Below are 11,449 nucleotides of genomic sequence, written 5' to 3'. Positions count from 1 at the left end.
TGGTTTAGTGGCTAAGGCCGAGTGCCAAACACTTCACTGATGCTGCGGCGTTTGGCATGCAGCTCGCTGGCGTGGATCAACTGCTCAAGGTCCTCGGGCGTGACGTCGAAGAACTCCTGCATGTCGGCCAGGGCCAGCTTGAGGTCTTCGGCGGTAATCGCCAGCGCGTCTGCGGGCGGATGATCTGCGGGCACCGTGGCGACCGGTTCACTGTGGCCCTTGGGGTAACGGATCCGCGTCAGGTTGTTATAGGCCAGGGCGCTGAGCAGCATGCACGTCGCGGCGAGCATCACCGGCCCGAGTTCGCGCCATTCCATCGCGATGGTCGCCGGGTCCGCCACCACCAGCAGCAACGCCAACGCACCCGCCGGCGGGTGCAGGCAACGCAGCCAGCACATCAGAATCAACGCCATGCCAGCCGCCAGGCAGGCACTGCCCAGCGTGCGCCCAAGCACATGGGCCACCAGCAGCGACACCACCGCTGCACACAAATAGCCGCCGAGAATTGACCATGGCTGCGCCAGTGCGCCGGAAGACACGGCGAACAGCAACACCGCCGAAGCGCCCAACGGCCCGATCAAGTGCAAGGCCACATCCATGCCGAACACCTGGCCACAGAGCCAGACGCTCAGCAGCGTGCCCAGCGACATGCCGATGGCGGCACGGCTCCATTCAGAGGGGCGGGTGTTGACGGCAGCGGGTATCCAGCGAGCGAGCATAACGAAAACGATCCAGTGGCAAAGAACGGGCAAAAAGAAGGGCTTGTCTGGATCACCAGAAAGCCCTTTAAACGTTCCAACATTTGGGGGAGGAACCGGCACAGTGTGCCGATCTATCTCACCCCTGACAAATTCATATTAATGATCTTTCAGTGCATTTATTTTGAAGTGTGGCGACGCGCCGACCACTCAGGAAACACAGCAATCCGCCCATGGCGGTCAGTGCGCTGAGGGCATAAAACATCGTCGCCGGTGCCGTGTGGGTCAGCAAAAAGCCGCAAATCACCGGGCTCGCCGCACCGCCCAATGCCGCCAGGTTCTGCGCGCCGTAGTAGCTGCCGCGCAGTTCTTCCGGTGCCAGGGTATCGACGAACAGGAACTCTGCCGGGTAGATGATCATTTCGCCAAGGGTGAAGACAAACATCGCCAGGCACCACTGCACCAGGTTCTGCGCAAAGCTGAAGCCGATCAATCCGAAGATGAACAGGCTGCTGCCGATAACAATCCAGTAACGCAGCTGTTCGCGTTTAAGGAATCGGCCGATCTGGTACTGCAAGAGAATCACGCTGATCGCGTTGCAGGCGAGGATCGCGGCCATGGTTTTCAGCGCAATGTGCTCGTTTTGCGTCACCAGCAGGTATTGCGACAGGTACAGGGTGAAACGTCCGTGCACCACGGTGCTGAGCAGGCAGCCGCAGGTGAACATGATCAGTGTGCGGTCGTTCTTCAGGGTCACCAGGGTTTTCAGAAAGCTCTGTGGCTGGCCAACAGCCGCTTCCTTGGCCGATCCGGGAATCCCTCTCATCAGGAAGGTGCTGAAAAAAGCGATGCCACCGGCAATCAGGAACGGTGCCAATGGCTGCACCCCGGCAATCACCACCCCCAGCATCGGGCCGGTGGCGTAGCCAATGTTGGTCAGGGTATAGCGCAATGAAAAGGCCTTGGCCCGCTGGCCCATCGGCAGATTTTCACTGAGGATCGCTTTCGAGCCGATCAGAAACAGCGCCGAAGCGGTTTCGGTAATCACCAGCGTCAGCGTGGTCAGGTAAAGGTTGTGGGCGAAGGTCAGCAGGACAAAACCAACGGCGCTGGAAAGCATCGCCAGAATCAGCAACCGGCGTTTCTCCAGGCGGTCGATGATGTAACCGCCATACAGCGCGAGCAGGGTGGCGATGAACACCGCGATGCCCAACAGCAGGCCAACGTCCTGCTGATTCAGGCCCAGCTTGTTGCTGAGGAACAGCGTCAGCAACGGGCTGGTGATGGCGCGGCTGACGACGATGGTCAGCGAACAGATCATCAGGCGGCGAATAACGAGCGAGTAAGTAGCCACGGTGGTACGAATGTCCTTATTCAATGATCTCGATCAACGTACCGACCGATTGCAGTTTTTCCAGTTGCCACAACCGCTCCAGCAACCCGGTCGCCTGTTCCACCGGCAGCACCCGCGTCGCCAGGCTGAGGAATTTCTCCTCCAGCGCTGCATCACTCAACGGATTTCCCGGCGCGCCCAATGGCACCTCGACACACAGGCTTGCCGTGCGACCATCGCGGCTGCGAATGCTCACGATCGGCTCGCCATCCTCTGACAGTTGTGGATCCACTTCAAGGTGAATGCGCGACATCCAATGCGCGATTTCTGAGGTACTGCGTTGTTCGTCGTCATAGGCCTCAAGCCGGCAATGACCATGGACCAATCGAGCAGCGAGGGCATATGGCAGGCTCATTTGCGCGGCGGCCAAACTGCCGATATCGCGCCCGCCGCACATCTCGTTGAGAAAACCACACAGTGACACCTGAACGTCTTCCAATTGATCGGCGTCGATCTGCAATTGCTCCAACAACAAACCCAAGGCATCGATGGCCGAATGCGTGCCACGGCAAGAGGCATAAGGCTTGATCGAGCAGCGGGCGAGTTTCCACACCACGCCAAGGTCTGCGTCCAGCGCCTCGGGCTGCGCGTGTTCAGTCGCTAGGGTCTTGAGGAAGCCGCCCCAGACGTCGTCGAACAACTTGGTTGGCCCGCTGATCCCTTGCTCGGCAAACCGCGCCGCCAGCAGACCACCTTCGGCGGCGCGGCCGCTGTGAAGCTTTTTGCTGTGCGAGCCATCATGGATAAACGCCCAGAGGCCGCCGCTGAAACTGCCGGCAATGCCTAGTGCAGCGAGGGTTTGGGCCGGATCAAGACCGAGTATTCGCGCACTGGCCGCTGCCGCGCCGAACACCCCGCAGGTGGCGGTCGAATGCCAACCGGCGCCGTTGTGCGCCGAGTAACCGCCGCAAGCCTCAAGCACCCGCCGACCGATCTCGTAGCCAATCACCACCGCAGTAATCAGCTCACGACCGTTTACCGGCGTAGGACTCAGGCTGACGGCTGCCATCACTGCGGGCAGCACCACTGCGCCGGAGTGATCGCAGCCACCGGTATCGTCCAGTTCCAGCGCATGGGCGGCGATGCCATTGAGCATCGCTGCCTGCGCGGCGCCCACCTGTTGCGCGGTGCCCCAGACCAGCGTTTTGCCGTTTTCATTGGCAAAGGTGTGCCGAACAGCGACGGCAATTTCACTGGCGGCCCCGGCCAGGGTCGCGCCGACCGTATCGAGAATATGCCGCTTGGCTTGTGCCACCAGTGCCGGCGGCAAGTCGTCGAAACGGGTCTCGACGCAAAATTGCGCCAGACGCTGCAATCGTTCACTCATGGCAAGTACGCTCGATAATGCCGCTCATACACGGCGGCTGGATGCTCCTCGTCCATCGGCACAGCGCGCTCGGCCCACCACTGGGCGACGTCGCCAGCCGTGGCGATCCACACGTCGTCGTGTTGCTGGATACCCAGCAGCAACTCGCGCAGGACGCCGATGCGTCCCGGGGTTGCGATGATCTCCGGGTGCAGGCGCAACACGTAGCACAGGCCAAAGCGATGAAACCCGGCAAAGTCCATTTGCAGGTTGCCCAAGGTATGGCTGTAAGAAGCAATCCGCGATTGCGCGGGCGGGACTGCCGGGCTCAGGTTGAACGCGAAGTACGGTTCGTCCTCCAGTTCATAGTGCATTGGCAGTTCGATCACCTCGGGCGCCGTTGGATGGGCGAACGGCAGATCATCGCCGCGCCAACAGGATGACCAGCGAATGCCTTGCTCGCGCAACGCTTCGGTAAACCCCGGTGCCCAGTTGCCGGCGGGAATCCGGAAGCCCGTTGGCCGCTGGCCGGTAATGTTGGCCAGTGCCCGGCAGCCGTGCTCAAGGGCAACCGTCTGCTCTGCGAGGCTCAGGGTGTCGTAGTTCTGATGACGATAACTGGCGCAGGCAATTTCATGACCGGCGGTCTGGATCGAACGGACATGGTCCGGGTTTTCTTCGGCAACGATGCCCGGTATGCACCAACTGCTGGCAACCCCCAACTCCTTGAACAGTGCGAGCAAGCGTTCGACCCCGCGCTGGGTACCGTAGCGCCACACCGACAGGGTCTTGTCGCGGCCGGCGACTTCCGGGGCCTGGGTCAGGATGCCGTGTACGTCGTTGTAGTCGACGGTCAACACTACGGCGCACCGGTAGCCTTTGGGCCAGGTCGTCGAATCAGCCATGTTGATTCTCCTTGAGCCACAAGTGGGCGACATCGCGGCAGGTGGCGAACCACACGTCATCACGCTGGCGCATGTGTTCGAAAAGTTTCTCCAGCAGCAGAATGCGCCCCGGTTTACCGGTGATCTTCGGGTGGAAGAGGGTGGTCAGGCACAGTCCTTCATTCATCGCACCGTCGAATTCGCGGCACCAATTGTCGAGGGTCAGCTCATAGCTGGCGGTACGGTCCAGCCCCGAGGGAAAGTCCGGCGCGCGGGTGTAGGCGATGGAGGCGTAATCGTCCATTTCCCAGCGGCCGGGGATTTCCACCAACGGGGTATCAAAGCCCGGCACGTTCACCAGGTACGGCCGGTCATCGCCGCGCATGCTGCTGGAATAAGTGACGCCGGCTTCCACCAGCATGGCCGGCGTCTCGGCCCGCCAGTCGCCGGACGGGGTGCGAAAGCCTTCTGCGCGGATGTTCAAATGCTGCCAGAACACCTCGCTGCATTTATTCATGACGTCCTTTTGCTGCTCCAGCGTCAGCGCGTAAAAGGACTCGTGTTTGTAGCCGTGGTAAGCCACTTCATGCCCGCGCTCGATGATCGACTGGCACTGTTTCGGCCAGTTCTCCACGACCCAGGCCGGGACGAAGAAGGTGGTCGGGATGCGGAACTCATCAAGCAGGTCGAGTATCCGTGGCAAGGCCCGATACGGCCCGTAACCGCCAAAACCGAAATACTCGGGCTTGTGCCAGATCGAACCATTGAGCATCGCATCGCCGGTCGGGCCGTCGAGATCGAAGGCCAGGGCCAGGCAAGCGTTGTGGCCATCGGGCCAAGTCGGTTGAGGCGAGGAGGACATCGTGGCGCTCCAGTAATTTATGGGTGTAACACCCGTTGCATCCGTAACCCGCGTAACACTCGTAACCCCCGTAGCAGCTGCCGAGCCTGCGAGGCTGCGTTCGGTGGCGTAGCCGCCGCGAAATCAGATGACGCATTCTTTCAGGTAAACCGCGTACACAGACTTGCGAGGACTGCGTTCTCGAACGCAGCCTCGCAGGCTTGGCAGCTGCTACGAGGCAACGTATTTCAGCGTTACTTCCCGGCGTTGATGGTCACCGTCTTGATGGCACCCAACTCCAGATCCCACTTCTTCAAGATCGCCTGATAGCTGCCGTCATCAATCATGCTTTGCAGCGCGACTTTCACTGCCTCGCTCAACTCAGGTTTTTTCTTGCTGACGCCCAAACCGCTGAACTGCACCGAGATCGGCGCCCCCACGGTCTTGTAGGTGTCTTTTTCCTGGGTCTTCAGATACGACAGGGTTTCGCTGCCCTGCATGGCCGCATCGATGCGGCTCTGGCGCAGCTGCGCACGGGCGTCGGCGGAGCCTTCGGTGCCGATCACGTTGATCGCCGGTTTACCCTTCGCTTCGCAGTTGGCCTTGCTCCACTCAGCGATTTCTGCCGGGAAAGTGGTACGTCGGCTGGTCCCGACTTTCTTGCCGCACAGGTCGGCAATTTCGTTGGTGTCCTTGTTCTTTTGCAGGGTGTAGAACTGCGGCCCGCTGGTGAAGTAGTCAACGAAGGTCACGCTCTGCTGACGCTCGGCGGTGTCGGTCATGCCCGACAGCACCACGTCCACACGGTCGGTGGTCAGGGCGTTGATCATTTGCTCGAAGCCGGTTTCCTGCCATTTGATTTTCACGCCCAGACGCTCGGCTAAGGCGTTGCCCAGGTCGTAGTCCAGACCGGTGAGGGTGTTGGTGGCCGGGTCCTTGAAATCCATCGGCGGATAGTTGGGCATGATCGCCACGACGATTTCGCCCTTGGCCTTGATGCTCGCGGGCAAATCAGCTGCCCAGGTCATCGAAGAGGCCATCAGGCCAGCCACTACTGCAGGGATAAGGAGGTTTTTCATGGTCGTTCTCTTTTTGAGTTGTCGTTAGGTGCGAACGGCAGAAATGAAGCTTTGGGTGCGCGGGTTTTGTGGACTTATTAGTATTTCTTCGGGGCTTCCTGCCTCCACGATCTGTCCGCCATCCATGAACACCATGCGATTGGAAACCTCGCGGGCGAAGCCCAGTTCATGGGTGACGACGATCATGGTCATGCCGGTCTGCGCCAGATCGCGCATCACCGACAGCACCTCACCGACCAGTTCCGGGTCGAGTGCCGAAGTGGGTTCATCGAACAGCATCAGCTTGGGCCGCATGGCCAGCGCCCGGGCAATGGCTACCCGTTGTTGCTGGCCACCGGAGAGTTCGATCGGGTAGCTGTTGCGCTTGTCGGCCAGGCCGACGCGGGCCAGCAGTTCCAGGGCTTCTTCGTGCGCTTCCTTGGGCGAGCGCTTGAGCACCTGACATGGGCCTTCGACGATGTTTTGCAGCACAGTCATGTGCGGAAACAGGTTGAAACGCTGGAACACCATGCCGGTGGCCAGCCGCTGCCGGGCGATCTGCGACTCGTTGAGTTCATGCAGTTTGTTGCCGACGACGCGGTAGCCCACCAGTTCGCCGTCGACCCAGAGGCCGCCCTTGTCGATTTTTTCCAGCTGATTGACGCAGCGCAGCAGGGTGCTTTTGCCGGAACCGGACGGTCCGATGATGCACAGCACTTCGCCTTGCTCGACTTCGATGTTGATGTCCTTGAGCGCGTGGTACTGGTCGTAATATTTGTTCAGGCTCACGGCCTTGACGATGCTTCTCATGTCGGACTCCTCAAGAACGCTTGCCGGCGCCGCGAGCGAAACGACGCTCCAGACGGCTTTGACCAAAGGACAGAACGGTGACGGCGGCCAGATACCAGATACCCGCGACGATCAGTAATTCCATGACCCGGGCGTTGGCGTAGTAGATGTTCTGGGCGTTGTAGAGCAGTTCCGAGTACTGGATCACGCTGGCGAGCGAGGTCATCTTGACCATGCCGATGAACTCGTTGCCGACCGGAGGAATGATGATGCGCATGGCCTGCGGCAGGATGATCCGGCGCAGCGCTTGCAGGCGCGGCATGCCGATCGACTTGGCCGCCTCGTACTGGCCGGTGTCCACCGAGAGCAGACCGGCACGCACCACTTCAGCGGTGTAGGCGCCCTGGTTGATGCTCAGGCCCAACAGCGCGGCGACGAAGGGCGTCATCAGGCTGACGGTATCGAGTTCGAACAGCCCGGGAATGCCGATGGTGGGAAATATCAACGCCAGGTTGAACCACAACAGCAGTTGCAGAATCAGCGGCGTACCGCGAAACAGCCAGGTGTACGTCACCGCGACGTAGCGCAGGATCGGGTTCGCCGACATGCGCATCACGGCGGTGATCACCCCGAAGACGATCCCCAGCGCCATCGCCAGCACGGCCATGACGATGGTGTTGAGCAAGCCGAACAGAATCGCCTGGGAGGTCAGGAACTGGCCGATGTACGACCACTCGATCTTGCCCTCGGCGAAGGCCCTGACCAGGCCGACGATGGCGACGACGATCAGCGTGGCGAAGAAGATCCGCCCGTAGTAGCGCCGAGGTACATGCTCGTACTGAGTGATGTCGAACTGGTTTTCGGCTTTTTTGCGCTCCGCGAGGAGCTCTGCCTGAGTCTGGTTCATTTCGGTTCTCCGAACACGGGTGTTTCAGATCAACACAATCCCTGTAGGAGCAAGCTTTGCTCCTACAGGGGGTTGTGCTTTATTCAGAGGCGGAAGCCTTGATAGTTTTCGGCCCATCGCTGCTGTGCGGCGAGGGCGGTTTTCAAGCGGCCGATCTGTTCACGGACCTGCTGCGGCGCGGTTCCGCCCCAGCCACTGCGGGCAGCGATGGCGGCTTCCAGGGTCAGGCTGTCGCGAACTTCGGGGGTCAGGCGCATATCGATCTCGGCCAGCAGCGCCGGTGAGGCTTCCCACAGTTCGATATCGTGTTTCTCACAGGCCTGAACCAGCGCTCCGGTGATTTCGTGGGCCTCCTTGAACGGCACACCGCGCACCGCCAGCCAGTCGGCGACCTCGGTGGCGAGAGTGAAGCCCAGCGGTGCCTGGCGACGCAGCTCTTCGACATTGACCTTCATGGTCGCAACCATCCCGGCCATGGCTGGCAGCACCAGCAGCAGGGTGTCGACGCTGTCGAGCACACCGTTCTTGTCTTCGCTCAAATCGCGGTTGTAAGACAGCGGCAGGGATTTGAGGGTCGACAGCAGACCGGTCAGGTTGCCGATCAAACGGCCGGCCTTGCCCCGCGCCAGTTCAGCGATGTCCGGGTTTTTCTTCTGCGGCATGATCGAACTGCCGGTGGCGTAGGCATCGTCCAGCGCAACCCAGCGAAATTGCCGCGAAGACCACAGGCAAAACTCTTCGGCCAGACGCGAGATGTTGACGCCGAGCATGCTCGCAACGAACAGGAACTCGGCAACGTGGTCTCGGCTGGCCACGGCGTCGATGGAGTTTTCGCAGACACCGCTGTAGCCCATTTCCTTCGCCGATTGCTGCGGCTGACGGGCGATAGCCGAACCGGCCATGGCCGCTGCGCCCAATGGCGACAGGGAAGTGCGCACGTCCCAATCCACCAGACGTTGCACATCGCGCAGCATCGACTGGGCGTGGGCCAGCAAGTGATGGGCAAACACGATCGGTTGCGCCTGTTGCAGGTGAGTGAAACCCGGGCAAATGCTGTCGATGTGCAGCTCGGCCTGCTCGACCAGCGCCTGTTGCAGGGCCAGCACTTCGGTGGTCAGGGTGCGAGCGTGATCACGCAGAAACAGCCGCAGATCGTTGGCAGTCTGGTCGTTGCGCGAGCGTCCGGCGCGCAGCTTGCCACCCAGCGCCCCAAGGCGTTCAGTCAGCAGGCGCTCGATGAAGGTGTGGACGTCTTCGTCATCCAGCGTCGGGCTGACAAAGCCAGCACGGAAGTCTTCACCGATACGCTCCAGCGCATCGAGCATGGTTTGGGTTTCCAGCGCATCGAGCAAACCGGCGCGGTGCAGTTCCCCGGCATGGGCCTTGGAACCGGCCAGGTCGTAAGGGGTGAGGCGGAAGTACCGCTCAGGGCAGCGGGACAGGGCTGCCAGGGCTTCGGATGGACCGCTTTTGAAACGCGCCCCCCACAAACGATCGGTTGCTTGAGTCATTGTTGTTTTCCTCGTCGGTAACACGAACTGATGTCGTTACGCAGAGCCTTGAACACTCGCCGGGATCGTCCGGGCGTGGTTCGGCTCATGCAGTTTTCAAGAGGGCAGTTGCAAGTGGCGAGAGCTGATCGAAGTGTCAGCTTTTAATAGTTTCGAATCAGCGAGTTGGCGCTGATCGGGGGGAATTATTGGGAGTTGCCAAGCCTGGTTTTCTGTGTTCATTATTATTAGCCAGCGTTGTTTTTGTTGTTGGACACAGACTGTTGAATCGGGCGCCAGAGGTAAATAAGCATTATGGAAACCCCACTTTCCAATTCTGGAAACCCGCCGTTGAAAACGGCCCATCGAGCGCCTTTGGCCCTGAGCGGGCTGGACTTCAAACTGCTCAAAGTATTCAAGGCAGTGGTCGAGGCCGGAGGTTTCAGTGCAGCTCAAAACGAGTTGAATGTGGGGCTGGCAGCCATCAGCAAACAGATATCCGACCTTGAGATTCGCATTGGCATGCGCCTGTGTACTCGGGGTCGAGAGGGATTTAATCTGACCGAAGAAGGGCGCCTGGTCTATCAGGCGTCGATTGACTTATTTGCCTCGGTCGACAACTTTCGAGACAAGCTTAGTTGCGCTCAGAATGAATTGATTGGCGACTTGGGAGTAGGGGTGATCGACAATACGATTACCGATGAAAACTCTCCGTTAGTTGCTGCATTGAAACGAATAAATGAAGAGTCGCCGAAGGTGCGCTTTCAACTTCAGGCCTCGCAATTGGATGAAGTGGAAAGAGGCGTTGTAGAAGGGCGGTTGGTCGCCGGAATAGTGCCGGTTTATCAGAAAAGAGAAGAGTTCGATTACTTCACGTTGTATGAAGAAAGATCAGAGGCCTACTGCGCGGTGGGGCACCCGTTGTTCAGCGTTCCGAATGAGCAGATGGGCGAAGATGTGCTCAAGCAGCATGAGTTCATCAACCATCGCTACGCCATCCACCGAGACAAGCTGACGTTTGCCCGGTACGACAGTTTTTCCGCCTCGGCATCACAGGTCGAAGCGGTCGCCATGCTGATCAAAACCGGGCGCTTCCTGGGTTTTCTGCCACAGCACTATGCCGCGACTCTGGTTGCACAAGGCACGTTCAGAGCCCTGCGGCCGGACCTGATCAGTTTCAATACACCGTTCAATTTGATCCTGCGGCACAACACGGTGCGCAGTCCGTTGGTCAAGGCGTTTGCCCAGGCGTTGGGGGTGGATCTGAAGGCAGGTGTCTGAAATCAAGCGTGAATGCCAACTGGGTTGATAGCAGCTGATAACTCGGCGGAGTTGTCGCAGGCTTTGGCGTTTATAGCGCCTGCCAGGCAGTGTCGAACAGTTTTAAAAATGTTCGACGGACAAGTAAAACAGCGACTCTGTTTCACCTGAAGTATTGGCTGATATCGGTTCGAGACTGTTCGACGCAAGACCGGTTGATGACATGAAAGTGCTGGCCACAGGACAATGGTTCCTGCGGCTATTTCCCGCCGATACATACCCTTTACGGTTTGATGCAATAACGCATCGCACACCGTCGGGCGCCCGGCAATCCATGGGTAATTTCTGCTTCAAGCACTGCCTGCAAGCGGTGATCGAGATCGGAAAATGCCAGGGATTCAAAGCCGAACCGTTGATAAAACGGCTCGTTCCACGGCAGTGTGCGAAAGGTCGTCAGCGTCAGCGCGGTCAACCCGCTATGGCGTGCGTACTCAAGGGCGGTCTGCAACAACCTGCGCCCCAGGCCCTGGCCCTGAAACGCGCTGCTGACAGAAACCTCCTGGATATGCAGTTCGGTATCGACGGCATGGGCGCTGAGAAAACCCACGATTGATCCATTGGCCATCTCGGCAACCCAGACCTGCGCGGACTCTATGGCGCGCAGGTGCTGCTCGACGCTGGTCACGGGGGCGTCGGCAAGCCAGGCAAGTTCAGGGTCATTACGGAAGAGAATGGCAGCTGAGCGCTCTACGGCGGGCAGTGCGCTGGCATCGTCAAATTGGGCACGGCGGAGGGAGGGAGTCATGGGCGCAAGCTTAAGCAA

Annotated in this window: 11 protein-coding genes; 1 reads left to right on the top strand and 10 read right to left on the bottom strand. The window is 59.7% G+C overall.

The genetic code is table 11. The features are described 5' to 3' along the window. Window positions 1-11 precede the first annotated feature (11 nt). The 9 genes from AO353_RS25625 to argH all read right to left on the bottom strand — a co-directional run bounded on the left by AO353_RS25625 (window position 12) and on the right by argH (window position 9,387). Window positions 12-719: an HPP family protein gene (locus AO353_RS25625; protein ID WP_054597479.1), complete on the bottom strand. Its 708-nt coding sequence runs from the start codon at window positions 717-719 to the stop codon at window positions 12-14. Between the two features lie 133 nt (window positions 720-852). Continuing rightward, entirely contained in the window at window positions 853-2,052 is a 1,200-nt protein-coding gene (locus AO353_RS25620) for an MFS transporter (protein ID WP_054598337.1), read from the bottom strand. 16 nt (window positions 2,053-2,068) lie between these two features. Beyond that, a complete protein-coding gene (locus AO353_RS25615) occupies window positions 2,069-3,418 on the bottom strand; it encodes an MmgE/PrpD family protein (protein ID WP_054597478.1) in 1,350 nt (449 codons plus the stop codon). Beyond that, window positions 3,415-4,302: a polysaccharide deacetylase family protein gene (locus AO353_RS25610; RefSeq protein ID WP_054597477.1), complete on the bottom strand. Its 888-nt coding sequence runs from the start codon at window positions 4,300-4,302 to the stop codon at window positions 3,415-3,417. The genes AO353_RS25615 and AO353_RS25610 overlap by 4 nt, the downstream gene beginning before the upstream one ends. Continuing rightward, entirely contained in the window at window positions 4,295-5,143 is an 849-nt protein-coding gene (locus AO353_RS25605) for a polysaccharide deacetylase family protein (protein WP_054597476.1), read from the bottom strand. Before AO353_RS25605 ends, AO353_RS25610 begins: the two co-directional genes overlap by 8 nt. Before the next feature lie 233 nt (window positions 5,144-5,376). Further along, a complete protein-coding gene (locus AO353_RS25600; protein ID WP_054597475.1) occupies window positions 5,377-6,201 on the bottom strand; it encodes an ABC transporter substrate-binding protein in 825 nt (274 codons plus the stop codon). A gap of 24 nt (window positions 6,202-6,225) precedes the next feature. Continuing rightward, window positions 6,226-6,990 carry an amino acid ABC transporter ATP-binding protein gene (locus AO353_RS25595; protein ID WP_054597474.1) on the bottom strand — a complete coding sequence of 255 codons (765 nt, stop codon included), beginning with the start codon at window positions 6,988-6,990 and terminating at the stop codon, window positions 6,226-6,228. Window positions 6,991-7,000: 10 nt separating this feature from the next. After that, window positions 7,001-7,876 carry an amino acid ABC transporter permease gene (locus AO353_RS25590; protein ID WP_054597473.1) on the bottom strand — a complete coding sequence of 292 codons (876 nt, stop codon included), beginning with the start codon at window positions 7,874-7,876 and terminating at the stop codon, window positions 7,001-7,003. Window positions 7,877-7,959: 83 nt separating this feature from the next. Continuing rightward, entirely contained in the window at window positions 7,960-9,387 is a 1,428-nt protein-coding gene (gene argH, locus AO353_RS25585; protein ID WP_054597472.1) for an argininosuccinate lyase, read from the bottom strand. Between the two features lie 294 nt (window positions 9,388-9,681). On the opposite strand from argH, the gene AO353_RS25580 reads away from it, so the two are divergent. Beyond that, window positions 9,682-10,647, top strand: a complete 966-nt coding sequence (locus AO353_RS25580; RefSeq protein WP_054597471.1) for a LysR family transcriptional regulator — start codon at window positions 9,682-9,684, stop codon at window positions 10,645-10,647. Between the two features lie 262 nt (window positions 10,648-10,909). On the opposite strand, the gene AO353_RS25575 is transcribed toward AO353_RS25580, so the two are convergent. Continuing rightward, a complete protein-coding gene (locus AO353_RS25575) occupies window positions 10,910-11,431 on the bottom strand; it encodes a GNAT family N-acetyltransferase (RefSeq protein ID WP_054597470.1) in 522 nt (173 codons plus the stop codon). Window positions 11,432-11,449 lie beyond the last annotated feature (18 nt).

Source organism: Pseudomonas fluorescens, assembly GCF_001307155.1.
In the GTDB taxonomy this organism is placed as follows: domain Bacteria; phylum Pseudomonadota; class Gammaproteobacteria; order Pseudomonadales; family Pseudomonadaceae; genus Aquipseudomonas; species Aquipseudomonas helvetica.
Note: the sequence above shows the minus strand (reverse complement) of the source record. Positions and strands in the feature narration are given on the sequence as shown.